The sequence below is a fragment of the Ottowia pentelensis genome (assembly GCF_964341695.1).
The window spans coordinates 965848-989824 of the sequence record NZ_OZ224513.1 but is presented as its reverse complement, the minus strand read 5'-3'; the positions used below and the strand labels follow the sequence as shown (position 1 = coordinate 989824).

At 68.3% G+C, this 23977-nt stretch carries 24 protein-coding genes; 5 read left to right on the top strand and 19 right to left on the bottom strand.

What is annotated here, in order from left to right; translation table 11 throughout:
* Positions 1-3: 3 nt before the first annotated feature.
* The 8 genes from ACWHMB_RS04700 to ACWHMB_RS04665 all read right to left on the bottom strand — a co-directional run bounded on the left by ACWHMB_RS04700 (position 4) and on the right by ACWHMB_RS04665 (position 7339).
* Positions 4-1038 carry an ABC transporter substrate-binding protein gene (locus tag ACWHMB_RS04700; RefSeq protein ID WP_447648455.1) on the bottom strand — a complete coding sequence of 345 codons (1035 nt, stop codon included), beginning with the start codon at positions 1036-1038 and terminating at the stop codon, positions 4-6.
* Positions 1039-1184: 146 nt separating this feature from the next.
* Entirely contained in the window at positions 1185-1895 is a 711-nt protein-coding gene (locus ACWHMB_RS04695) for an ABC transporter ATP-binding protein (RefSeq protein WP_293226903.1), read from the bottom strand.
* Positions 1892-2635 carry an ABC transporter ATP-binding protein gene (locus ACWHMB_RS04690; protein WP_293226860.1) on the bottom strand — a complete coding sequence of 248 codons (744 nt, stop codon included), beginning with the start codon at positions 2633-2635 and terminating at the stop codon, positions 1892-1894. Before ACWHMB_RS04690 ends, ACWHMB_RS04695 begins: the two co-directional genes overlap by 4 nt.
* Positions 2635-3597 carry a branched-chain amino acid ABC transporter permease gene (locus ACWHMB_RS04685; protein ID WP_447648454.1) on the bottom strand — a complete coding sequence of 321 codons (963 nt, stop codon included), beginning with the start codon at positions 3595-3597 and terminating at the stop codon, positions 2635-2637. The genes ACWHMB_RS04690 and ACWHMB_RS04685 overlap by 1 nt, the downstream gene beginning before the upstream one ends.
* A 6-nt stretch (positions 3598-3603) precedes the next feature.
* Positions 3604-4521 (bottom strand): branched-chain amino acid ABC transporter permease, encoded by a 918-nt coding sequence (locus ACWHMB_RS04680; protein WP_293226864.1) that lies wholly within the window; start codon positions 4519-4521, stop codon positions 3604-3606.
* Positions 4522-4541: 20 nt separating this feature from the next.
* The gene (locus ACWHMB_RS04675; protein ID WP_293226866.1) at positions 4542-5702 is read right to left on the bottom strand and encodes an ABC transporter substrate-binding protein; all 1161 of its coding nucleotides are present in this window, start codon (positions 5700-5702) and stop codon (positions 4542-4544) included.
* Positions 5703-5774: 72 nt separating this feature from the next.
* Positions 5775-6452, bottom strand: a complete 678-nt coding sequence (locus tag ACWHMB_RS04670) for a class II aldolase/adducin family protein (RefSeq protein ID WP_293226905.1) — start codon at positions 6450-6452, stop codon at positions 5775-5777.
* Between the two features lie 23 nt (positions 6453-6475).
* Complete coding sequence (locus ACWHMB_RS04665) at positions 6476-7339, bottom strand: VOC family protein (RefSeq protein ID WP_293226868.1); 864 nt, start codon at positions 7337-7339, stop codon at positions 6476-6478.
* Between the two features lie 166 nt (positions 7340-7505).
* Here ACWHMB_RS04665 and ACWHMB_RS04660 point away from each other — a divergent pair, with 166 nt between their 5' ends.
* Positions 7506-8441, top strand: coding sequence for a LysR family transcriptional regulator (locus ACWHMB_RS04660; protein WP_293226870.1), 936 nt, complete (start codon positions 7506-7508; stop codon positions 8439-8441).
* An 11-nt stretch (positions 8442-8452) separates the two neighbouring features.
* Here ACWHMB_RS04660 and ACWHMB_RS04655 read toward each other — a convergent pair whose 3' ends face one another.
* On the bottom strand, positions 8453-9364 hold the full coding sequence (locus ACWHMB_RS04655; RefSeq protein WP_377482695.1) for a LysR family transcriptional regulator: 912 nt from the start codon (positions 9362-9364) through the stop codon (positions 8453-8455).
* Positions 9365-9514: 150 nt separating this feature from the next.
* On the opposite strand from ACWHMB_RS04655, the gene hmgA reads away from it, so the two are divergent.
* Genes hmgA through ACWHMB_RS04640 form a run of 3 tightly spaced genes read left to right on the top strand, consistent with a single transcriptional unit; the run spans position 9515 to position 13525 of the window.
* Positions 9515-10810, top strand: a complete 1296-nt coding sequence (hmgA, locus tag ACWHMB_RS04650) for a homogentisate 1,2-dioxygenase (protein WP_293226874.1) — start codon at positions 9515-9517, stop codon at positions 10808-10810.
* Between the two features lie 9 nt (positions 10811-10819).
* Complete coding sequence (gene fahA / locus ACWHMB_RS04645) at positions 10820-12148, top strand: fumarylacetoacetase (RefSeq protein ID WP_447648453.1); 1329 nt, start codon at positions 10820-10822, stop codon at positions 12146-12148.
* 18 nt (positions 12149-12166) lie between these two features.
* A complete protein-coding gene (locus ACWHMB_RS04640) occupies positions 12167-13525 on the top strand; it encodes an MFS transporter (RefSeq protein ID WP_293226877.1) in 1359 nt (452 codons plus the stop codon).
* 62 nt (positions 13526-13587) lie between these two features.
* Here ACWHMB_RS04640 and ACWHMB_RS04635 read toward each other — a convergent pair whose 3' ends face one another.
* The 10 genes from ACWHMB_RS04635 to ACWHMB_RS04590 form a co-directional block, all read right to left on the bottom strand.
* Complete coding sequence (locus tag ACWHMB_RS04635; RefSeq protein WP_293226878.1) at positions 13588-13785, bottom strand: YgaP family membrane protein; 198 nt, start codon at positions 13783-13785, stop codon at positions 13588-13590.
* A gap of 40 nt (positions 13786-13825) precedes the next feature.
* The gene (locus ACWHMB_RS04630) at positions 13826-14161 is read right to left on the bottom strand and encodes a hypothetical protein (protein ID WP_293226880.1); all 336 of its coding nucleotides are present in this window, start codon (positions 14159-14161) and stop codon (positions 13826-13828) included.
* Between the two features lie 18 nt (positions 14162-14179).
* Positions 14180-15520, bottom strand: coding sequence for an NAD(P)/FAD-dependent oxidoreductase (locus ACWHMB_RS04625; protein WP_293226882.1), 1341 nt, complete (start codon positions 15518-15520; stop codon positions 14180-14182).
* Positions 15517-15774, bottom strand: coding sequence for a hypothetical protein (locus tag ACWHMB_RS04620; protein ID WP_377482690.1), 258 nt, complete (start codon positions 15772-15774; stop codon positions 15517-15519). The genes ACWHMB_RS04625 and ACWHMB_RS04620 overlap by 4 nt, the downstream gene beginning before the upstream one ends.
* Complete coding sequence (locus ACWHMB_RS04615) at positions 15771-17156, bottom strand: TolC family protein (RefSeq protein WP_293226884.1); 1386 nt, start codon at positions 17154-17156, stop codon at positions 15771-15773. The genes ACWHMB_RS04620 and ACWHMB_RS04615 overlap by 4 nt, the downstream gene beginning before the upstream one ends.
* Positions 17153-17509 carry a carboxymuconolactone decarboxylase family protein gene (locus ACWHMB_RS04610; protein WP_293226886.1) on the bottom strand — a complete coding sequence of 119 codons (357 nt, stop codon included), beginning with the start codon at positions 17507-17509 and terminating at the stop codon, positions 17153-17155. The genes ACWHMB_RS04615 and ACWHMB_RS04610 overlap by 4 nt, the downstream gene beginning before the upstream one ends.
* A gap of 11 nt (positions 17510-17520) precedes the next feature.
* Complete coding sequence (locus ACWHMB_RS04605; protein ID WP_293226888.1) at positions 17521-17745, bottom strand: YgaP family membrane protein; 225 nt, start codon at positions 17743-17745, stop codon at positions 17521-17523.
* Between the two features lie 65 nt (positions 17746-17810).
* Positions 17811-19097 (bottom strand): NAD(P)/FAD-dependent oxidoreductase, encoded by a 1287-nt coding sequence (locus ACWHMB_RS04600; protein ID WP_377482687.1) that lies wholly within the window; start codon positions 19095-19097, stop codon positions 17811-17813.
* Positions 19098-19110: 13 nt separating this feature from the next.
* Positions 19111-22401 (bottom strand): efflux RND transporter permease subunit, encoded by a 3291-nt coding sequence (locus ACWHMB_RS04595; RefSeq protein ID WP_377482685.1) that lies wholly within the window; start codon positions 22399-22401, stop codon positions 19111-19113.
* A complete protein-coding gene (locus ACWHMB_RS04590) occupies positions 22401-23492 on the bottom strand; it encodes an efflux RND transporter periplasmic adaptor subunit (RefSeq protein ID WP_377482683.1) in 1092 nt (363 codons plus the stop codon). Before ACWHMB_RS04590 ends, ACWHMB_RS04595 begins: the two co-directional genes overlap by 1 nt.
* Before the next feature lie 108 nt (positions 23493-23600).
* On the opposite strand from ACWHMB_RS04590, the gene ACWHMB_RS04585 reads away from it, so the two are divergent.
* A complete protein-coding gene (locus ACWHMB_RS04585; RefSeq protein WP_377482681.1) occupies positions 23601-23975 on the top strand; it encodes an ArsR/SmtB family transcription factor in 375 nt (124 codons plus the stop codon).
* Positions 23976-23977: the final 2 nt, after the last annotated feature.

The window sequence follows — 23977 nt, the reverse complement described above, 5'->3', positions numbered from 1 at the left end:
CGGCTAGCCGTAGAACGCGCTGGCCGGCAGCTTGCCGCCCACCAGGCCGGGTTGCCGATCGAGCAGCTGCTGGTAGAAGAACTCCAGCTCGGGGCGCGCGGCGGCGGCGTCCACCCACTGCATGGTCGAGCGGGTGGCGTGGATGGCGTCGGCCACGCCGTCGGGCGTCAGCATGTCGACGTGGCGCGCCGCCATCTCGCCGCAGGCCTCGGGGTTGGCCTGGCACCAGGCCAGCGCCCTGGCGTGCTCCTGCTCGAAGCGCGCCAGCAGCGCGCCGTCGCCCTGCACGTGCTGCAGCGCGACGATGCCGGCCTGCGGAATGCGCGGCGGCCGCTTCAGCAGGCGGCCCCATTCCTGCTGCAGATCGACGCTGCGGTAGAGCGCGGGCGCGATCACCTCGATCGGAAACGAGTGCGTCTTGCGCAGCCCCATCGACACCGCCGGCTCGGCCAGCAGCGCGTGGTTGGCGCGGCGCGTGATGAGCAGCTGCATGGCGTCGATGGGCGAGGCGACATAGCGCAGCGTGATGTCCTTGCCGATGACCAGGCCCTCGTGCTCGGCCAGCAGGCGAAACAGGATGTCGGGCATGTCGCCGCGAAACGGCATCACCACCTCCTTGCCGCGATAGTCCGCCAGCGTGCGCAAACCCTGGTCGCGCGACACCATCCACAGCAGGCCCCAGGTCGTGATGTCCAGCAGCTTGAGCGGCACGCCGCGGTTGTACAGGTTGGCCGCGACGTTGCTGGGCATGGCCATCAGGTCGGCCGAAGGCTGGATCGCCAGCGCGCGCAGCTGGTCGGGACTCTTCCAGGTGCTGAACTCGACTTGCTCGGCCACGTCCTTCAGCGCGCCGCTGTCTGCGATGCGCATGAGCGGGTAGGACACCAGGGCAAACGGGCCGGACAGCACCAGCCTGGCGCGGCGGGTGGCGGACGGCTGTGCCTGCCCGCGCGGCAAGGCGCCCAGCGCGGCGGCCGCGGCACCGGCCTGCAGCCAGCGCCGGCGCGTGAAATCAGGGGAATGGGGAGCTTGCATCATCGACATCGCCGGGGTCCGACGCGGCGCGTGGCGAGATGCCGCGCAGCGCATCGTCACAGGCGACATTAATGATATTTATTCGCAATGACCTTGATCTGGTTCATCGAATTCTTGATGCAAGGCAAGCGCTCACAAGCCAGCACCGCTCACACGCCGAGATAGCGCTCCACCTCGCTGCGCTGGGCACGCAGGGCTTCGGTGTCGCCCTGCCACGGCACGCGCCCCTTCTCGATCACCACGTGCCGGTCGGCCAGCGCCATCAGCGCTTCGAGATCCTTGTCGACCACGATCATCGCCATACCCGCGTTGCGCAGTTCGCCCAGCACGCGCCAGATCTCCTGTCGAATCAAGGGCGCCAGGCCCTCGGTGGCCTCGTCCAGGATCAACAGGCGCGGATTGGTCATCAAGGCCCGGCCGATCGCCAGCATCTGCTGCTCGCCACCCGACAGCTGGTTGCCCATGTTCTGGCGACGCTCTTGCAGGCGCGGGAAGAACGCGTACACGCGTTGCAGCGTGTAGGGCTGGGCCGCCCGGTGACGGTCGGCCGCCGTCGCCAGCAGGTTCTCCTCGACCGTCAGCGTCGGAAAGATCTGGCGCCCCTCGGGCACCCAGCCCACGCCCAGGCGTGCGACCTCGTGCGCGGCCAGCCCGTTGATCGTCCGCTGGCCCAGCCGGAGCGTTCCGGCCTTGGGAACGATCAGGCCCATCAGGCACTTGAGCGTGGTCGTCTTGCCCATGCCGTTGCGCCCCAGCAGGGACACGATCCGCCCCTCCTCCAACTCGAACTGGATGCCGTGCAGCACCTGGTTGCCGCCGTAGCCGGCCTGCAGCCCCGCCACTTCGAGCCAGGCCATCAGTGGCCCCCCAGATAGGCCTGGCGCACGCCCTCATCGGCCTGGATTTCGGCCGGCGTGCCGCAGGCGATGGCGTGGCCGTACACCAGCACGCTCACGCGGTCGGCCAGACTGAAGACAGCCTGCATGTCGTGCTCCACCAGCAGCATCGTGTAGCGGCCCTTGAGTCCTTGCAGCAGGGCGATCATCTGCTGCGATTCGGCCTGGCTCATGCCCGCCAGCGGTTCGTCCAGCAGCAGCAGTTGCGGCTTCATCGCCAGCGCCATGGCCAGCTCCAGCTGCCGATGTTCGCCATGGCCCAGCGCCATCACGTCCTCGTCGGCGCGCGGCAGCAGCCCCACCTGGTCGAGCGCTTCGCGCGCGGGCTCGACCAGCACGGCCTGGCGCCGCACCGGCGCCCAGGCGTTGAACGAATGGCCTTGCCGCGCCTGCACCATCAGCATCGCGTTTTCGAGCACGGTAAAGCCTTCCAGCAGCTGCGTGATCTGGTAGGAGCGCGCGATGCCGGCCAGGGCGCGTCGGGGCGTGCTCCAGGTCGTGATGTCTTGGCCGTCCAGGAGAATCCGGCCGCTGTTGGGCATCAGCTCGCCCGTCAGCTGGCCCATCACCGTGGTCTTGCCGGCGCCATTGGGGCCGATCAGGGCGTGCGTCTCGCCTTCGTCCAGCGCCAGATCGAGACGGTCGGTGGCCAGCAGGCCGCCGAAACGCTTGACCAGTTGCCGCACCTGAAGCTTCTTGCCCATCACCGCGCGCCCCATCGACGGATCGCGCCCCAGAGGCCGCGTTGCGACACCAGCGCCACCAGCAGGATCAGCGGCCCCAGGATGGCCATCCAGTGCTGCGTCATGCCCGACAGCAGCTCTTCCAGCACCAGCAGCACCGCCGCACCCACCAGCGGACCAAAGACCGAGCCGATGCCGCCCAGCACGGCCATCAAGATCAGTTCGCCCGAAGCCCGCCAGGACAGATAGGACGGGGCGACGAACGCGGTGAGGTTGGCCTGCAGCACGCCGGCCACGGTACAGATCAGCGCCAACAGCACGAAGGCGCTGAGCTGATAGCGCACGCGCGGATAGCCGGCGGCCAGCATGCGTCGCTCATTGGCCTGAAAGCCCCGCAGCACATAGCCAAAACGGCTGTGCACCAGACGCCAGACCAGCAGCATGACGATGAGCAGCGTGGCCAGGCACAGGTAGTACAGCGCCAGCTTGCCATCCAGCGCGGGCAGCGGCGCGAGCGCACTGCGCTCATTCAGCGGCAGGCCGTCGTCGCCGCCGTACTGCTTGAGGCTCACGGCCAGGAAATAGAACATCTGGTTGAACGCCAGCGTAATCATGATGAAACCGATGCCGCGCGTGCGCAGCGACACCAGCCCCGTCACCAGCGCCACCGCAGCGGCGAATGCCAGCGCAATGGCCAGTTGGGCCCAGCCGTTGGTCAACCCATTGGCGGCGCTGATGCCGACGACGTAGGCCCCAAGGCCGACGTACAGCGCGTGGCCCATGCTGATCAGCCCGCCGTAGCCAAGCACCAGGTTGAGCCCGCTCACGGCAATGGCGAACACCACGATGCGCGTGGCGAAGCTCAGGTAGAAGCTGGAGCCGGCCCACTGCGACAGCAGCGGCACCAGCAGCAGCAGCAGCACCAAGGTGCTGGCCAGCCAGAGCCGGGGCGAGCGCCAGGAAAGGGATTCGGGAAACAGCATCGGCGCTCAGCGGTGGACGGGAAACAAGCCGCCGGGACGCACCGCCAGGATGGCCGCCATGAACAGGTAGATCAGCATCGAGGCCAGCGCCGGCCCGGCCGCGTCGGCCACGCTGCGCTCCAAGAACTGGCGCATGATCTGCGGCATGTAAGCGCGGCCCATGGTGTCCACCAGGCCCACCAGCAGGGCGGCATAGAAGGCGCCGCGGATCGAGCCGATGCCGCCGATCACGATCACCACCAGCGCCAGGATCAGCACGTCGTCGCCCATGCCCGATTGCACCGAGACGATGGGGCCGACCAGCCAGCCCGCCAGTGCCGCCAGCCCGGCCCCCACGGCAAACAGCAGCGTGTTGAGCAGGCGCGCGTTGATGCCCAGCGCCGCCACCGTGTCCGGGTGGGTGGAGCTGGCGCGCACCAGCATGCCGACGCGGGTCTTGTGGATCAGCAGGTAGATGCCCAGCGCCAGCAGCACCCCGGCGACGATGATCATCAGCCGGTACGACGGGTAGGACATGCCCAGCAGCGGCACCGAGCCGCTAAGCCACGCGGGCTGCGAGGTGAACACGGGCTGCGAGCCCCAGACCATGCGCACCGCTTCGTTGAAGAACATCAGCAGGCCCAGCGTGGCGAGCACCTGGTTGAGGTGCCCCTTGGCGTACAGGCGGCGCAGCGCCAGGCGTTCGAGCACGAAGGCCACCCCCATCACGCCGCCGACGCCCACCAGCCCGGCCAGCAGGAAGGAGCCCGAGCGCGCCAGCGTCGCCGCAGCGAAGTAGGCACCCAGCATGTAGAACGAGCCGTGGCTCAGGTTGATGAAGTTCATGATGCCGAACACCAGCGTCAGGCCGGCCGACAGCAAAAACAGCAGCATCCCGAGCTGCACCCCGTTGAGCACCTGGGAGAAAAACAGGCTCCAGACCACGCGACAGGCTCTTCGGATAGTTACTTCAGCGGACAGTCCTTGGCGTAGGCATCCTGGTAGTTGCTGAGTTCCTTGGACACCGTCTTGATGTTGGCGTTGCCCTTGGCGTCCTTCGCGACTTCGTAGACGTAGAAGTCCTGGATCGGGTAGTTGTTGTTGCCGAACTTGAAGTTGCCGCGCACCGACTTGAAGTCGGCCGCCTTGAGCGCCGCCGTGAGCGCCGCGCGGTCGGTGCTGCCCGCAGTCTTGCGCAGCGCCGAGTCGATCAGCAGCGCGGCGTCATACGAGTAGGCGGCGTACTCCGATGGCGTGCGCTTGTACTTGCCCTCGAAATCGCTCACGAACTTCTGGTTGGCCGCGCCCGGCATGTCCGGGCCCCAGGAGGAACTCAGCAGCACGCCCAGGGCCGTGTCCTTGAGCGCGGGCAGCGTGGTGCCGTCCGTCGTCGAGGTGGTGAGCAGCGGAATCTTGCCCAGCAGCCCCGCCTGCTGATAGGCGCGCACGAAGCTCACGCCCAGGCCACCGGGGTAGAACGCGTACACCGCGTCGGGCTTTTCCGACACGATGCGTGCCAGCTCGGCCGAAAAATCGAGCTGGTTGAGCGGGGTGTACATCTCGTCGAGCAGCGGCGTCTTGTACTGGCGCTTGAAGCCGACGATGTAGTCCTTGCCGGCCTGGTAGTTGGGCGTCATCGAGATGATGCGCTTGTAGCCCTTGGTGGTGGCGTACTTGCCCATGGCCTCGGCGAACTGGTCGTTCTGCTTGGACACCACGAACAGGTTGGGCGAGCACTGCGCACCCGCCAGTGGCGCCGGGCCGGCGTTGGAGCCCACCACCACGACCCCGGCGTTGGTGAACTTCTTGCCGACGGCCATCAGGATGTTGGAGAAGGTCATGCCGGTGACGAGCGGCACCTTTTCCTTCTCGATCAACTCGTCGGCGATCTGGTTGGCCACCTCGGGCTTGAGCTGGCTGTCGCGGCGAATGACCTCGACCGGCACGCCACCCAGCTTGCCGCCGTTCTGCTCCACCACCAGCATGAAGGCGTCCAGCATGTCCTGGCCCAGCGCGGCCTGCGGCCCGGACAGCACGCCCATGAAGCCGATCTTCACGGGCGTCTGCGCATGGGCGGACAACGCGAAGGTGAATGCCGCTGCGGCGGTCAGCACGGTGTGTTTCATGGGTGTCTCCTGGTTGTCAAATTGGGTTGGATGCAATGCTTGGGATGAATTGTGGTCAGTCGGGTCGTCGCATCACGCGTGCACGTCCTCTGGGTCGCCCGCCGTCAAATGTTCCCACATGCGCTCGAAGATCAGGCCGGCGGTGGTGGCACGCTGGGCGCATTCGGCCGCCGAAAGGATGACGGACGCATCCTGCAGCCCCGCGGCCAGCACCTCGAGTTCGACGCGGGCGGCATCCTCCAGATACCAGGTCAGCACGACGGCGTGCTGGATCGAGCCGGCCGCCACCACCGCGCCGTTGCCGCGCATCACCAGGGCCTTGCCGGCGCCCAGTTGCTCGGCCAGCCGCGCGGCAGCGGCATCGCTGCGCACCAGCTGCGGGTCGTCCCACAGCGCGATGCCATCGCCGAAGTAGGCGCCGAAGCCATGACGGGGGCTGGGCACGCGGCGTGCCGTGCCCAAGGCCATGAGCCTGGGCGGCATGCTGCGCACGACGGCGCCCACGTCGGGCCGTCGCCGATACACCTGCTGGTGAACGCGTACTTCGCCCAGCACGCCGTCGGGCAAGGGTCCATGGACGTGCACCACCGTTCCCGCCTCGCCCGGCGCGATCAGGCCCATGGGACGTGCGGCGCAGACCAGGAAGCGCTCGGCATCGAGCCGCAGGCTGCAGTGACCGTAGGCGTGCACCAGGCCGTGGCGACCCAAGGCGCGCGCCGCTCGGCGCAACTCGATCTGACGGGCCGACATGCCTTCCGTCGAAGCATCGGCATTCAAGTCTTGAACTCCGGGATGTCCGGACGCGAGCCCCACATGCAAAACGAGCTGTCGGCCATCGGGAACTGCCGCGGTCGATACCCCGCCTCCTGCTCGGGCGCGATGGTGCGCACGCCGCTGGAGTATTCGTACACCATGCCGTCCGGGCCCTCGAAATACAGGAACATCGCGCCCGACGTTGGGTGGCGCCCCGGGCCGAACACGATGCGCACGCCGGCCTTCTGCAGGCGATACCAGGCACGCATGATGTCGTCGATCGACTTGACCTGGTGGTTGATGTGCTGCACGCCCGCCCGCTGCGCCGGAAACAGCGCGATCTTGTGATGGACCTCGTCGATGCGCAACAGCGGCGCCGCGCCGATGCGGTCGCTCACGCGGGCGCCCAGCACCTGCGTCCAGAAGTCCTCGTCGCGCCCCGGGTCAGCGCTGCACAGCCCGATGTGGCTGAACCCGGTGATGCCGTGATCGTGCGGCGGCCAATAGGCCGTGCCACTGTGGTGGGGTTGCACCACGAGGTCGATCGAACTGCCGTTCAGGTCGCGGAAATTGATGTAGGCCTTGACCGCGCGGGCGTCGCACTCCGCGTTGGTGCCGGCGTGAACGGCGATATGGGCCGCGTCGAGCACGCTGGCCGCGTGCTGCAGCTCGGCCATGTTGCGCAGCTCGAAACCGACGATGTGGTCCTTCGGATCGCCCTCGAAATAAACCAGCGTGTGGTCGCGATCGTCCGAGCGGAAATACGCCGCTTTGCCTTCGCGCCGTCCCAGGGTCAGTCCGACGACGTCATTGGCATAACGGGTGGCCGCGTCGACGTCGCGCGTGCCGAGACGGACGTAACGGATGTCCAAGAGCTTGATCAAATGCAGTCTCCTGCCCCAAACGGGGCGCGGGTCGATGAACCCGTCAGCACACGAATGTAGGGCAAGGGCAGGAATCCAACCAATGAAGATTTATCCTGTTCGTCATTCACCAACCGAATGACGAGCGATGACCCATCGAACCCGACCGCTGACGCGCCAGCTCGACTTGAACCTGCTGGAATTGTTCGACGTGGTTTGGCGAACGCGCAACCTGACCGTCGCCGGCGAACAGCTCGGGCTGTCGCAACCGGCGGTCAGCCATGCGCTCGCACGCTTGCGGCGCACCTATGGCGACGCCCTGTTCGTGCGGCTGCCGCGCGGCGTCGAGCCGACGCCTCTGGCCGTCCGAATCGCGCCGGTGGTGAGCGACGCGCTGCGCGCGATCCGCGACACCCTGGCCAAGCCCACGTTCGAGCCGCAGGCCGCGCGGCGCCACTTCCGCATGGCGATGTCCGACATTGGCGAGCGCTTTTTCATGCCCCGACTGTGGATGCATCTGGCGCGCGAAGCACCCGGGGTGAGCTGCGAGTGCCTGTCCCCTGGCCTGGATGAGCTGCAGCAGGGGCTTGCCAGCGGCGAAATCGACCTGGCGGTCGGCTTCTTTCCCGGCCTGGGCGCCCAGATCCGCCGCCAGGCCTTGTTCAGCGAGCGCTTCGTGTACCTGGCGCAAAAGAAACACCCTCTGCTTCGGGGCGACGGCGGTGCCGCGGCGCTGCGGCACACGCCCCACGTGCTGGCCAGCCCGCCGGGCTCGCATCACCTGGCCGCGGTCGAGCGGGTGCTGATGCGCCGCGACGTGCGGGTACCCATCGTGCTGCGCGTGCGCAGCTTCCTGAGCATCGGCCCGATCGTCGCCGAGACCGATCTGGTGTCACCCATACCCAGCAACCTGGCCCAAATCATCGCCGGCCACCTGCCCTTGCGCCTGATCGAGCCGCCGATCGAGTTGCCGTCCTTCGACGTATGCATGTACTGGCATCGACGCTTCGACGACGACCCGGCGCTCGGCTGGCTGCGTCGGTTGATGGCCGAGACCTTTGGCACGCAGGCCCCGGCCAGCAGCAGGCGTGCGACCCGACAGGCGATGTCGCACGCGCACTGAATCTCCGGGCCTCAGTCCGTCGCGCCCCAGCCGTGCTCGCCGGCATACGCGATCAGGAAATCGGCAAAGCGCTGCGCGGCCGGCCCCGGCTGCCGGTCCGAGCGCGTGAAGACGTGAAAGCGGCGCGTGATCACCGGCTCGGTCAGCTGTCGCGTCTGCAGTCCATGCAGGTCGAGCAGCGATGCCGCGTAGGGCAGGCAGGTGGTGACACCCAGGCCGGCGCTCACCAGGCTCAAGGCCGTGGTCATGAAGGCCACCTCGAACGCCGGCGCGAGCTCGATGCGGCCCGGCGACGACAGCAGCTCGCTGTTCAGCATCGGGGTGTAGTCGCCCTGCAGGGAAATGAGCGGATAGTGCGCCAGGTCGGTCCACGAAACCCGGGCTTGGTGGCCAAGCGCATGCCCCGGCGGAAACACCGCCAGAAAGGGCACGTCGAGCAAGAGCCGTGCATCGAGCTCGTCGCTCGGCATGCGTTCGGGGCCGATGCCCAGATCGACCTGACCGCTCAGCACGCGCAGCGCGACCTCGTCGACCTCGCAATCGACGATCAGCACCCGGACCTTGGGGTGCTGCCGGACAAATGCGGCCACGGCGCGTGGCAACAGCGTGCACGCCATGAGTTGCGGTGCCGCGATCCGCACCTGGCCGGCATTCAATGACTTCAGCTCGGCGATCGAGTGCAGCGCACGCTCCAGATCGTCCTGAATGCGCTGGGCCAAGGGCAGGAACTCGGAACCGATCTGCGAGAGCTGGACACTGCGGGTCGTGCGATGCACCAGTTGCACGCCCAGGGCGCCCTCGAGATCCTTGATCAGGCCACTGAGCGCGCTTTGCGTGACGTGCAGGTGGGCCGCGGCCTCGGTAAAACTGCCGGTCCTGGCTACGGCGACAAAGGCGCTGAGCTGCCGGAGCGTCACATTCATCGGATCACCTCATGAATCCAAAAGAAAAAGCGGGTTGTCAAGCTGACCATGCCGTGCTCGAATGACAGTCGAGACCACCCCTTGCCCGCAGCAGGAATGCGACTCAAATCATAGACTCGACATTCACATCGACTCCTGGAGACACGAGATATGGCCGACTTGAAGTTTCAATACATGTCCGGCTTCGGCAACGAATTCGCGACCGAGGCGCTGCCTGGCGCACTGCCGGACCGGGGCAACTCGCCCCAGCGGGCGCCCTATGGGCTGTACGCCGAACAGATCAATGGGACCGCGTTCACCGTCGCGCGTGCGGCCAACCGCCGCTCCTGGCTTTACCGCATCCGTCCGGGTGCGGCCCACGATGCCTTTGCGCCCAGCAACGCCGGGGCGCACTGGCTCTCGAGCTTCAACCAGGTGCCGACGCCACCCAATCGGATGCGCTGGGATCCCATTGCGATGCCGGCTGCCGGTACCCAGGTCGATTTCGTCGACAGCATGATGACCATTGGCGGCAATGCCGGCTGCGGCATCAACGTGTACACCGCCACCGCGTCGATGCAAAAGCGCTACTTTTACGACTCCGACGGTGAGCTTTTGATCGTACCGCAGCAAGGCCGCCTGACCTTGGCCACCGAACTGGGGAACCTCGAAATCGAACCGCAGGAGATCGCCGTCATCCCGTGCGGAATCCGCTTTCAGGTGCGCTTGCCCGATGGGGCGGCACGTGGCTTTGTCTGCGAAAACTACGGCGCGCCGCTGCAGCTCCCGACGCTGGGCGTGATCGGCTCCAACGGCCTGGCGCACCCCAGGGACTTTCTCACGCCCCTGGCGGCTTGGGAAGATGTCGATGGTGATTTTGAAATCCTCACCAAGTTCGATGGGCAGTTCTGGACGGCCAAAATCGATCACTCTCCATTGGACGTGGTTGCGTGGCACGGCACGCACGCGCCCTACAAGTACGACTTGCGCAAGTTCAACGTCGCCGGCTTCATCAGCTACGACCACCCCGACCCATGCATGAACCTGGTGCTGCATGCGCCCAGTGCGACACCCGGCGTCGACACGCTCGATTTCATCGCATTTGCGCCGCGCGTGCTGGCCATGCTCGACACGTTCCGCCCACCCTGGTTCCATCGCAACATCGCCGGCGAGTTCATGGGCAACGTCCATGGCCATTACGACGCCAAGGCCGGTGGCTTCGAGCCGGGCAGCATGTCGATCCACAACACCATGACCGCTCATGGCCCGGATACCGAAACCTTCGAAAAGGCCAGTGCCGCCGACACCAGCAAACCCGACCACATCAAGGACACGATGGCCATCATGTTCGAGACTCCAGTCATCATTCACGCGACCCAGCAGGCACTGGAGTCTCCCCATCGGCAACGCGAATACGTCCGCGTCTGGGAGGGGCTGAAGAAGCACTTCAACCCGAAGCAGCGCTGAATAGCGGTCATGACGGAACTCAACGAAACCCACGACCCGGCACTGCGCAGTTGGGTGCCGAGCGCGAATGACGACGGCGCCAACTTCACGATCCAGAACCTGCCGTTCTCGGTGTTTCGCCGCCAAGGCAGCGCCGAGGCCTGGCGCGGCGGCGTGGCAATCGGTGACCAGATCCTCGATCTTGCCGCGGTCGCCGCAACGGGCATCATGGAAGGCGCGGCCGCGCAGGCGCTGCAAGCGGCCACCGGTGCGGCCCTCAATCCGCTGATGGCGCTGGGTCCCGGGGCGTGGTCGGCATTGCGGCAGGCGCTGTCGCGCGCGCTGCGCAAGGGCTCGGCCGCCCAGGCCCGACTCGGGACCTGTCTCGTGCCGCAGTCGGCGGCCGAATATCGGGTACCGGCCCGCATCGGCGACTACACCGACTTCTACACCTCGGTCTACCACGCGACCAACATCGGCCGCCAGTTCCGTCCCGACAACCCGCTGCCGGCGAACTACAAGTGGATCCCGATCGGCTATCACGGGCGCGCGTCCAGCGTCGTGGTGTCGGGGTACGACTTCCGCCGCCCGGTCGGGCAGGCGATGCCGCCGGGGGCCCAGGCACCGGTCGTGCGAGCAAGCCAGCGCATGGACATCGAGCTGGAGCTGGGGGTTTTCATCGGCACCGGCAACGCGCTCGGAGAGCCGATTGCGATCGCCGACGCCCCGGCCCATGTGTTCGGCTTCACGCTGCTCAACGACTGGTCGGCGCGCGACATCCAGCCCTGGGAGTACCAGCCGCTCGGACCCTTCCTGTCCAAAAACTTCGCGACCACGATCTCGCCGTGGATCGTGACGACCGAGGCGCTCGCGCCCTACCGTGTGGCGGCGCCGGCGCGGCCGGCGGGCGATCCGCAGCCACTGCCGTATCTCGATGCACCGGGCAACCGCGAGCAGGGCGCGCTCGACGTGCAACTCGAGGTGCTGCTGCAGACCCCGCGCATGCGCGAAGCCGGCATGCCCGCGACGCGCATCAGCGCGACGAACTATCGCCACGCGTACTGGACCTTCGCGCAAATGGTTGCGCACCATACGGTGAACGGCTGCAACCTGCAGAGTGGCGACCTGCTGGGCACCGGCACGCTATCCGGGCCGACACTCGACCAGGCCTGCGCGCTCATCGAGCTGACCGTCGGCGGCAAGCAGCCGGTCACGCTGCCGGGCGGCGAGCAACGCGCCTTCCTGGAGGATGGCGATGCCGTGATCCTCAGGGGTTGGTGCGCAAAACCCGGCGCGGCCCGCATCGGCTTCGGTGAGTGTCGCGGGACCGTATTGCCGGCACGCGACGTCGCATACTGAACAGCCCAGACCAACACCATGAGCACCCAAGCCCCCATCGACATCGCGGCAGTCATCGACTCCAACAAGGTGAGTCCATTGCAGGTGCGGCTCCTCATCCTGGTCGGCCTGACCGTCGTGATCGACGGTTTCGACGTCCAGGCGATGGGCTATGTCGCTCCCGCGATCATCCAGGCGTGGGGCATCGACAAGGCCAGTTTGGGCCCCGTCTTCGGCGCCGGCCTGTTCGGCATGCTGATCGGCTCGCTGACCCTGAGCGTGTTGGCCGACAAGATCGGCCGCCGACCGGTGCTGATCGGCGCCAGCCTGTTCTTCGCCGTCATGATGTTTGCCACCGCGCATGTCACGACCCTCGATCAGCTGCTGGTGCTGCGCTTCATCGCCGGCCTGGGCTTGGGAGCGATCATGCCCAACGCGATGGCGCTGGCCGGCGAGTTCAGCCCCAAGCGCAAGCGCGTGACCCTGATGATGTGGGTGTCCTGCGGCTTCACCATCGGCGCCGTGCTGGGCGGGCTGCTGTCGTCGGTGATGATTCCTGCCTGGGGCTGGCAGTCGGTGTTCTACCTCGGCGGGGCCATTCCCCTGGTGCTGTCGGTGCTGATGTACTTCGCGACGCCCGAATCGATGCAGTTCGAGGTCTTGCGCGGCAAGAACACCGAACACGTCGGGGCCCTGCTGCGCCAGATCGACCCCACGCTGCACATCGACGCCGACACCCGCTACCTCGTGCACGAGAGCAAAGGTGGCGCGCCGGTGGCGGAACTGTTTCGCCACGGTCGTGCCTGGGGCACCGTGCTGCTGTGGGGCATCAACTTCATGAACCTGGTGAACCTCTACTTCCTGTCGAATTGGTTGCCGACCATCACCAAGTCGGCCGGGCTGTCGCTCACCACCGCCGTGATGGTCGGCACGATGCTGCAGCTCGGTGGCGTGATCGGCACGTTGGCCATGGGCCCCATCATCGACCGCATCGGCTTCTTCAAGGTGCTGGTGCCCGCCTTTCTGATCGCCGCGGTCACGATTGCGATGATCGGCCAGCCCGGAATCTCGCTGGGGCTGCTGTTCGCGGTCGTGACCATCACCGGCCTGTGCATCATCGGCGGACAGCCGGCCGTCAATGCACTCGCCGCCGTCTACTATCCCACCACCGAACGCTCGACCGGCATCGGCTGGAGCCTGGGTATCGGCCGTATCGGCTCGATCGTGGGGCCGGTGCTGGGCGGTCAGCTGATCCGCTGGCAGTGGTCCGACAGCGCCATCTTCTTGGCGATGGCCATTCCGGCAGCGATCTCGGCGCTGATGCTGATCCTGATGGCGGTCCATTCGCGCGACAGGGCACTGACCCCGTCGCAGGCGTCGGCGTCGCTGTCGCATTGAATCCATGCGCAGCAACTCGTGCGCGCAGCCTTTGCGGATCGCTCGCTCGGCGTGGCACCGCCTCAGGACTTGCTCTTGAGCGGACAGGTGTTCATGCCCAGCAGCTTGTACGCCGGGCAGGTGCCCGCCAGGCCGGTGAGCAACGGCACCACGCCGATCCAGCCCCACCAGCCGACGCTGCCGGTGGCGGCCAGTGCGATCAGCACCAGGCCGACGACGATGCGAAGAATGCGGTCGATGCCGCCGACATTGCGATTCATGAAAGGCTCCTTGTTGACGTAAAAAAAGCAGAAAAGCGAATCAGGCCTGCCGGCGACGGCGCATGCCCGTGAGCAGAGGCCAGGCCAAGGCCGCACCCGCCACGCCGCAGGCGGCGGCGATGCCCAGCAGGTTGGCCCAGTCCACCCAGTACTTCATTTCGGCCAGGCTGGATTTGTTCCAGACCGGCGTGACAAAGAAGGCGAACACGGCCATCGCCAGCCCCAGAGCAATGGCGCCGGGCAGGCTGGCGCGCCAGCGCCCGCCCCGCGCGCGCGCCATGAGCAGCAGCCACAGCACGGCCAGCGCCAGCAGCCAGGGCCAGACGGCCAGGGCCAGTTCATAGACGATGTTCAGCATCAACCAGACTTCATACATGGTGGGTCTCCTTCGGCATCACACACGGCCCTTGAGGACGGCCAAGTAGGCCGGCTTGAGCAGGCGCACCTTCATGAACCAGGCCATGAAGCTTTCCTGCAGCGGCTCGATCATCGGCAGCGAGGGCGTGAGCTTGCCGTCGTAGTCGAACTCGATCAGCATGGCCGAGCCCTCGCGCACGATCATCGGGCACGAGGTGTAGCCGTCGAACATCTCGTCGGGCGCCTGCCCCGCCACCACCCGTGCCAGGTTGTGCGCCACGATGGGCGCGCTTTTCTTGACCGTGGCCGCCGTCTTGCCGCGCGGCGTGCCGTTGATGTCGCCGACGCCGAACACGTTGGCAAAGCGCTTGTGCTGCAGCGTGTCCTTGTTCACCTCCATCCAACCCAGCATGGGGCCGTCGCGCGCGGCCAGCTCGCTTTGGCGCACCGCGTCGACGGCCCGCATGGGCGGCACCACGTGCAGGAAGTCGTAGGCCACTTCGCTGCGCTCGCCCTCCGGGGTGGCAAACACGGCCTTGCGCGCGCCCAGGTCGACCGCCGCCAGCTTGTTCAGGTAATGCGTGCGGATGCCCTGCGCCTTCCAGCGCGCCAGCACGTTGTCGTTGACCGACTTGACACCGAACACCGTGTCGTCGGGCAGGCCGGTGTAGAAGTCGACCGTGGACTGGTCGAGCGTGCCGGCCTGGCGCAGCCGGTCGGCCACCATGAAGGTCATCTTCAGGGGCGCGCCCGCGCACTTGAGCGGACCGGCCGGCAAGGTCATCACCGCCTGGCCGCCCCGGGCGCGAAACGCATCCATGGCCCGCCAGGTCGCCAGCGCCGCGTCGGGGCCCAGGTACACGCTGCCCAGGCCGTTGCTCCCGATGGCCTTCACGTCCATGCCCTCGATCTGGTCGTAGCCCAGTTGCAGGCCGGTGGCCACCACCAGGTAGTCGTAGGCGATCTTCTGGCCGCCCACGGTGCTCAGGCTGTTGCCGACCGGATCGAACCCGGCCACCATTTCCGGCACCCACTCCACGCCCTGCGGCTGAAAGTCGGCATTGCGGTCGCGCACCTTCTCGATCGGCCACACGCCGGTGGCCACCAGGGTGTAGCCGGGCTGGTAGTTGTGCTCTTGCTTCGCATCGACGATGGTGATGCGGGCCTTGGGCAGCAGCTGGCGCAGGCGGGCCGCCACGGCAATGCCGCCCAGGCCGCTGCCGGCGATCACGATGCGGGGCGCAGCCGAGGACGTCTGCGCCTGCACGGTGGGCGCCGCCTGCAGCGCGCCCAAGGCCAGTGGTGTGGCGCCCAGGGCTCGCAGCAGCTCGCGCCGCGAAGCGGCTTGCGCGAGGGTTGAAGGGGCTCGATCGGTCATGCTCGCTCTCCTGGGTCGGGGGTGCGCCGGCGGCTTCGGCCGGCGGGCTGGCGCAGCAGGCGCACCTGCAGGGGGCGTTGGAAGTGGGCGCCCCCGGTCCCACATTCGCTCGAAAGCGCACGCGTGCGCTCGCGCAGGCCGCGCGCCAGGCGGGCCGCGCCGCAGGCCCGAGCGACGACCCGCTGCTCTTGCAAGGGCAGCCACTCGTTCAGGATCGCCCCGTCGCCGTTTTCGATGCGTGACCGGGCCGTCATGGCAAGGACTCCTGGGACGCCGGCGCTGCCAGCGTGGCGTTGACCTGGGCCAGCACCTCCTCGTCCAGACGGTCGGCCAGCGCCGCCAGCTTCAGGCGCGTCAACACCTGGTCGCTGCGTGCCTGGGCCAGGGCCAGCACGGTTTGCGCATGGTCGTTCTCGGCGTTCAGCACGTCGAGCAGGGTGCGGTCACCCACCTCGTGGCCCAGGCGCGTGGCGTCCAGCCGCGCGCGGCTCGCGGTCTGCGCCTGCTGCAGCGCGGCGATGCGCGCCGCGCCGGTCTGCAGGCCCTGCCAGGCGCTGCGCGTCTGCTGGCCGACCTCCTCGCGCGCCAGGTCGAGCTCGGCGCGCGCCTTGCCCAGTCGCTCGACCGCCTCGCGCTCCTGCGCACCGATCAGGCCGCTGGCGTCGATTGGGATGTTGAGCTGCACGCCCACCATGGCGTTCAGGTTGCGATTGCGCGCGCTGCCGAAGTCGCCATGGCCGGCAATGCGGTCCAGACTGGCCTGCGCCACCAGGTCCACGGTGGCACGGCCCGCCGCGCCCTGCTGGCGCAGCTTCTGCTCGGCCACGGCGACGGCCTCGGTCAACAGGCGCAGGCGCGGGTTGTCGGCCTGAGCAGCCTGATCCCAACCGGGCGCGTCGGGCACCGGCGCCAGGGGCTGCGCCGGCAAGCGCGCCGTGAGCCCGGCCAATCCGGTGCTGTCGACCAGGACCCGGCGGCGGGTGTCGGCCTCCAGCAGGGCGGCCGCCTGCTGCGCACGTGCACCGGCCAGCGCGGCATCGGCCTCATGCGTGTCGGTGATGGGCGAGGAACCGAGGCGGTAGCGCTCGTGCGCCTCGTCGCGCGCCTGCTCCAGTGCCCGCAGCTGCCGGCCGAGCACGCGCACGCGCTCCTCGGCCAGGGCCAGGGCCAGGTAACGCTCGGCGGTGCGCAGCATCAGTTCGCTCTGGGCGCCGCGCCACGCGGTGTCGCCCATGTCGGCGCCCAGGCGCAGCTGGGCGCGCTGGGCGTCCCGCGCGGCATTGACCAGCGGCTGCTGCGCGACAACGGCCACGCGCGTGGCGAGGCCCGCGTCGACCGAGGTGGCAAAGCGCGCCTCGTCGACCGGGCCCATGCCCGGCGCCGAAAAGCGCGCGCCGCGCATGGCAGTGTCCTGCGCACCCAGGCCCGCACCCACCGCCAGCGACAGGCTGGGGCGCCCCAGCGCGTCGGCCTGCTCGCGCAGCGTCTGCGTGGCGCCGTGCTCGGCGCGCGCCACGGCGAGCTGGCGGTCATGCCCGGCCGCGGCGCGCCACACCGTCAGCAGGTCCTGCGCCCACGCCGCGGCCGGCAGCGCCGTTGCCGCCGCGCAAGCTAGGGCGAGCAGCCGACGTGTCATGGCACCGCCTTTTCTCCGCCGAATTCCTCGTAGGCCGCCAGCGCGGCGGCGGCATACATCAGCGAGGGGCCGCCGCCCATGTACACGCACATGCCCAGCATCTCCTGCACCTCGGCGCGGCTGGCACCCAGCTTGGCCAGTGCCTTGCCGTGGTAGCCCAGGCAGGGGTCGCAGCGCGCACCGACCGACAGCGCCATGGCGATCAGCTCCTTGGTCTTGGCGTCCAGCGCGCCGCCCTTGCAGGCGGACTTCGCCAGGGTGTCGAAGCCCTGCATCACGTCCGGGATGTCGTGGCGCATCTGCGCGGTCTTGGCCGAGACGGCGGCGATCAGGCCCTTGTAGTCGTCGTGCATGGCGCGCTCCTTCAGGCTTGCGTCTGGCACTCGCCCGGGCGCGCGCCCAGCTTGCGCATGATGACTTCCATCAGGCACCACTTGCTGAAGCCGCTTTGCAAGAAATTGGCGCCGACGAAGGCGGTGAACCACAGCCAGTTGGCACTGTGGAAGATCGGGCTGCCGGGCGCGCCCAGGGCCAGCGACAGCAGGATGAAGGTGCCCCCGACGATGCGGGTGATTTGCCAGGATGTCATGTCGTTTCTCCTTGAAAATTGATGATGACGGTTGAACCGATTGCGCAAGTTGCTATTGGTCAAGGTCAAGGAGCGTCGTGGCGCTCCAGACGCACGATGCCCAGTGCCTTGAGGACGTACTTCTCGTACACCGGCTCGCTGTTGCCGGTCTTCATCTTGCGAATGAAGTACTTCTCGAAGGCCACCTTGGCCAGGTGCACCCACTTGCCCTTCTTGAACCAGTTGACGTTGCGCGGCGGAATCTGCGGCAGCGCGACGAAGGCGGCGCCTGTGTCGCCCATGTCGGCCAGGCAGATGGCGTTCCAGGTGCCCTTGGCGGTCGCCGGCTGGCCGGCCAGCTCGGCCGCGATGTTGTGAGCGATGGCACTCACCATGCTCTCGATCATGTAGCCGGTCTTGGGCGCGCCGGTGGGCACTGGCGTCGCCTCCACCGGCGGAATGGCCACGCACACGCCGGCGGCGAAGATGTTGGCGTACTTCTTGCTGCGCTGGTGCTCGTCGATCAGCACGAAGCCACGCGGGTTGCACAACTCGGGCGTGGCAGCCACGGCATCAACACCCTTGAAGGCCGGCAGCATCATGGCCAGCTTGAACGGCACCTCGTGCTCCCGGTACGACTCGCCCTTGTCGTTGAGCTCGGTGGCATGCAGCTTTCCAGCCTCGACACGCATGGTCTTGGCGTTGGTGATCCACTTGATGTCGCGGTCGCGCAGCTCGCTCTCCAGAACGCTCTTGCTGTCGCCCACGCCGGCCAGGCCCAAGTGACCGATGTAGGGCTCGCTGGTGACGAAGGTCATCGGCACCTTGTGACGGATCTTGCGTCGGCGCAGATCGGACGAGACGATGAAGGCGAACTCGTAAGCCGGGCCGAAGCAGCTGGCACCCGGCATGGCGCCAATCACGATCGGGCCGGGGTTCTTCAGAAATTGCTCGTACTCGGCGCGCCACTTCTCGGCGTGGTCGACCGTGCACACCGAGTGCGTGTGACCGGTGATCGGCCCCGAGCCGGCCACGTCGTCAAAGGCCAGCTTGGCGCCGGTGGTGATGACCAGGTAGTCGTAGGCCAGCTCATCGCCGCCGTCCAGCATCAGCTTGTTGCCGGGTGCATCGATGGCCGTCACCGGTCGACCGACAAAGTTGATCCCCTTCTTGCGCAAGGGCTCGGCGATCGGCACCACGATCTCCTCGCGCTCGCGCCAACCGACCGCGAGCCATGGGTTCGACGGCACGAACTGAAAGTAATCAACCGCGTTGACCACAGTGACGCGGTGCTCGCGGCCCAGGATGGCGTGGATCTCGTAGGCCGCGGGCATGCCGCCGAGTCCCGCACCCATGATGACGATGTGTGCCATGGTGATGCCTCCTTCAAGAGTGGTTTGCGTGAACGGGAATCGATGCGTCGTCCGCGGCCGGCGCGTCATGGCGGCCGCGGTAGGCGACGTAATAGAGCAGCGGAATCACGACCAGCGTCAGCACCGTCGACACCAGGATGCCGAAGATGAGCGAGATCGCCAGGCCGTTGAAGATCGGGTCGTCCAGGATGAACAGCGCGCCGATCATGGCCGCCAGGCCCGTGAGCAGAATCGGCTGCGCGCGCGTGATGGCGCTGGCGACGATGGCGCGGCGAAACGGCGTTCCCTGCGCGAGCTGCAGCTTGATGAAGTCCACCAGCAGGATCGAGTTGCGCACGATGATGCCGGCCAGCGCGATCATGCCGATCATGCTGGTGGCGGTGAACTGCGCATGCAGCAGCGCGTGGCCCGGCATCACGCCGATGATGGTGAGCGGGATGGGCGCCATGATGATCAGCGGCGTCAGGTACGAGCCGAAGTGCGCCACCACCAGCAGGTAGATCAGGATCAGGCCCACGGCGTAGGCGGCGCCCATGTCGCGGAAGGTCTCGTAGGTGATCTGCCACTCGCCGTCCCACTTGAGGGCGTAGCCGGCGTAGGGGCTGGAAGGCTGGCGGATGAAGGTTTCGGCCAGCGGGCCGCCGTCGGGGCCTTTGATTTCCGACAGCGGGCCGCGCATCTGGAACATGCCGTAGAGCGGGCTGTCCGTAGGGGGGGCGGCCATGTCCCCCGTCACGTAAACGACGGGCAGCAGGTCCTTGTGATGGGCCGGCTGCTCGCGCTCGGTGTCGCTCACCTGCACCAGCTCGCGGATCGGCACCAGGGCGCCCGATTGCGCGCGCACCGTGAGCTGCAGCAGCGCGTCCAGCCCGCCCTGCATTTCGGGCGGCAGCTGGATGCTCACCGGCACCGCCGTGCGGCTGGCGTCGTGCAGATAGGTGGCCGCGTCGCCCGCCAGGCCCATGCGCAGCGTGCTGGCAATGGCCTGCTGCGTCACGCCCAGCTGCGCGGCCTTGCTGCGGTCGACCAGCAGCACGGTCTCGGGCGCCCGGGCGATGCTGCTGTCGTCCACGTCCACCACGCCAGGCGTGGCTTCGAACACGCCGCGCACGGCCTTGGCCACGGCGCGACGGCCGGCGGCGTCGGGGCCGTAGATTTCGGCCACGATGGGCGCCAGCACGGGCGGGCCGGGCGGCACCTCGACCACCTTCACGTTGGCGCCGAAGCGCGCGCCGATGGCGGCCAGCTCGGGACGCACGCGCATGGCGATGGCATGGCTCTGCTCGTGCCGCTGGGACTTGTCCACCAGGTTGACCTGGAGGTCGCCCACCTCACCGCCCGCGCGCAGCTCGTACTGGCGCACCAGGCCGTTGAAGTTGATCGGCGCGGCGGTGCCGGCGTAGGCCTGGTAGTTGGTCACCTCGGGCACGGTCGCCAGGTGCGCGCCCAGCGCGCGCAGGGTGGCGGCGGTCTTCTCCAGCGGCGTGCCCGCCGGCATGTCCACCACCACCTGAAACTCGCTCTTGTTGTCGAAGGGCAGCATCTTCAGCACCACCAGCCCGAGCACCGGCAGCAGCAGCGACAGCGCGATCAGGCCGGCCACCGCGGCGGCCAGCAGGCGGCGGTTGCGCCGGCCGCTGCGCGTGGCCAGCAGCGGGGCGAACACGCGCCGAAACAGCGGCGCCAGCCGGCCCGCCAGACCATGGCCTGCATCGGCCGCTTTTGTGTCGCCGGCACCGCCCTTCATCCAGATGCGCGAGAGCCAGGGCGTGACCGTGAAGGCAATCGCCAGCGACAGCAGCATGCCCATGCTGGCGTTGATGGGGATCGGGCTCATGTACGGCCCCATCAGGCCGCTGACGAAGGCCATCGGCAGCAGGGCCGCGATCACCGTCAGCGTGGCCAGGATGGTGGGGCCGCCCACTTCGTCGACCGCGCCGGGGATGATCTCGCGCAGCGACCGGTCGGGATGATGGGCGCGGTGGCGATGGATGTTCTCCACCACCACGATGGCATCGTCGACCAGGATGCCGATCGAGAAGATCAGCGCGAACAGCGACACCCGGTTGAGCGTGAAGCCCCAGGCCCAGGAGGCGAACAGCGTCACCGTGAGCGTCAGGATCACCGCCGTGCCGACGATGGCGGCCTCGCGCCGGCCGAGCGCGAAAAACACCAGCGCCACCACCGACAGCGTGGCGAACAGCAGCTTCTTGATCAGCGTCATCGCCTTGTCGTTGGCGGTGGCGCCGTAGTTGCGCGTCTCGCTCACCTGCACGTCGGACGGGATCACCGTGCCCTGCAGTTCGCCCACGCGCCGCATCACGGCGTCGGCCACGTCGATCGCGTTCTCGCCCGGCTTCTTGGTCACGGCGAGGGTCACCGCCGGCTGTTCGGTCAGCCGGCTCTGGCCATCGGCGTGCTCGACCGCGCCGTACCAGACGTAGCGCGCGGGCGGCGGCGGGCCGTCGCGCACCGTGGCCACCTCGCGCAAATACACCGGCTTGCCGGCGCGGCTGGCCAGCACCAGTTCGGCCACGTCCTGACGGCTTTGCAGGAATGGCCCGGTCTGCACGGCGATGGCCTGGTTGCCCGCCAGCACCTCGCCCAGCGGCAGTCCCAGGTTGGCCGACTGCAGCGCGCCGCGCAGCTCGTGCAGCGTCAGGCCCGAGGCGGCCAGGCGCGCCGGATCGACCTCGACCCGCACCGCGCGGCCGGGTCCGCCCAGGGTCTTGACCTCGCGCGTGCCGGGCACGCGCTTGAGCTCGGCCTCGATGCTGTGCGCCACGCGCTCCAGGTCGAAAGCGCCGGTCTCCGGCCGCGCCGAATGCAGGGTCAGCGCCACCACCGGCACGTCGTCCACGCCCTTGGGCTTGATAATGGGCTGCCCCACGCCCAGTCCCGGCGGCAGCCAGTCGGCGTTGGCGCCCACGGCGTCGTACAGGCGCACCAGCGCGGTCTGGCGCGGCACGCCGACCTTGAACTGCACCGTGATCACCGCCACGCCGGTGCGCGAGACGCTCATCACGTGCTCCACGCCAGCCATCTGCGACAGCACCTGCTCGCCCGGCGAGGCCACCATGGCCTCCACGTCGCGCGCGCTGGCACCCGGCCAGGGCACGATCACGTTGGCCATGGTCACGTCGATCTGCGGCTCCTCCTCGCGCGGCGTCACCCACACGGCGAACAGGCCGAGCAAAAGGGCCACCAGCGCCAGCAGCGGCGTGATCTGCGCGCCCTGGAAATACGCGGCGATGCGCCCGGAAATGCCCAGGTGCGGCGGCGAATGCATGTCCTGGCCGCGCATCAACGGCTTCCGTTGGCCACGGCGCGCGTGGCGGCCTGCGGGTCGGTGATCAGGGATTCGCCGGCGTCCAGGCCGGCCAGCACTTCGATCTGGGCGCCCTGCACCGGGCCCAGGCGCACCTGGCGCAGCTGCGGACGCTGGCCCTCGCCCATCACGTAGACCGCGGTGAGCTCGGCGCGGCGCACCACCGCCGACGCGGGGATGAACACACGCGGGCGGGCCGACCGCTCGGCGCCGCCGGGCAGCTGCAGGCGCGCGAACTGGCCGGGCACGGCCCGCGTGCCGGCCGGCAGATCGGCGCGCACGGGCTGCGTCAGCGACTGAGGATCGACGGTGGGCAGCACCTGCACACGCAGCGGTGTCAACAAGGAATCGGCGCCGGCCAGCAGCACCTGCGCGCCGGCCGCGCCGCCCTTGAGGGCGCTGGCCGGCACGTTGGCCGTCACGCGCAGGGCGGCAGGGTCGTACACCGTCAGCAGGGGACGGCCCGGCATCGCCATGTCGCCGCGCTCGACCGCCAGCTGCGCCACCACGCCGTCGAAGGGCGCGCGCAGCACGTGCAGGCCGGTCTGCGTGCGCGCGGCGCCGGCCTGCGCCGACAGGGCGTTCACCTGCGCCTGGGCCGCACGCCACTGGCTCTCGGCCTGCTCCAACGCGGCCTGGCTGATGTAGCTCTTTTGCGCCAGTTGGCGCTTGCGCGCCAGTTCGGTGCTGGCCACGTCGAGCTGCGCGCGTGCCGCCGCCACCTGCGCGCCGCTGGCGGCGGCGTTTTGCTCGGCGGCCTGGGCATCGATGCGCAGCAGCAACTGGCCGGCACGCACCGCATCGCCGGCATGCACGTTCAGCTCCAGCACGCGGCCCGGCACCTGCGCCGCGACCACCGCCTGGCGCAGGGCCTCGACCTGGCCGTCGTAGCGGCTGGCCTGGGCCACGGCGGTGGCTTGCACGGCCAGCACGGGCAGTTCGGTCGCCGGCGCCGCCCGCGCCGGCACACTGGCGCCCAGCACCAAGGCGACTGCCAGCGCGCAGCGTGCGGCCAGGACGGCGTGGCGCACACGGATGGACCAATGGGACTTGCGTTCGCGGATCATTGCGTTATTATTTGCGCAATCATGCAAATGCGCAATAGTGTAATCGCAAGAATTCCACCGTCAAGCGTTAGACTGCCTGACGATCCGACCCGTCCCGACTGCCGACCGATGTCTCCGCTGACCGACCTGCCGCCCGCCGCGCTCGAGCACGTGGCGCATTACTTTCGCACCCTGTCCGAGCCCACCCGCCTGCGCATCCTCAACGCGCTGGGCACGGGCCAGCTGAGCGTGGGCGAGATCGCCGAGCAGGTCGATTCGAGCGTGGCCAACGTGTCGCGCCACCTGGCGCAGATGGCGCAGCAGGGCCTGGTGGCGCGCGAGCACCAGGGCAGCAGCGTGCTCTACCGCATCGCCGATCCGTCGGTGTACGAGCTGTGCGACCTGGTGTGCGGCAGCATCGCGCGGCGGCTGGACGCGGCCGCGCAGGCACGCGAGGCCTTCGCCGTGCCCGTACGCCGGGCGTCGGCGGGCCGCAAGAAATAGCG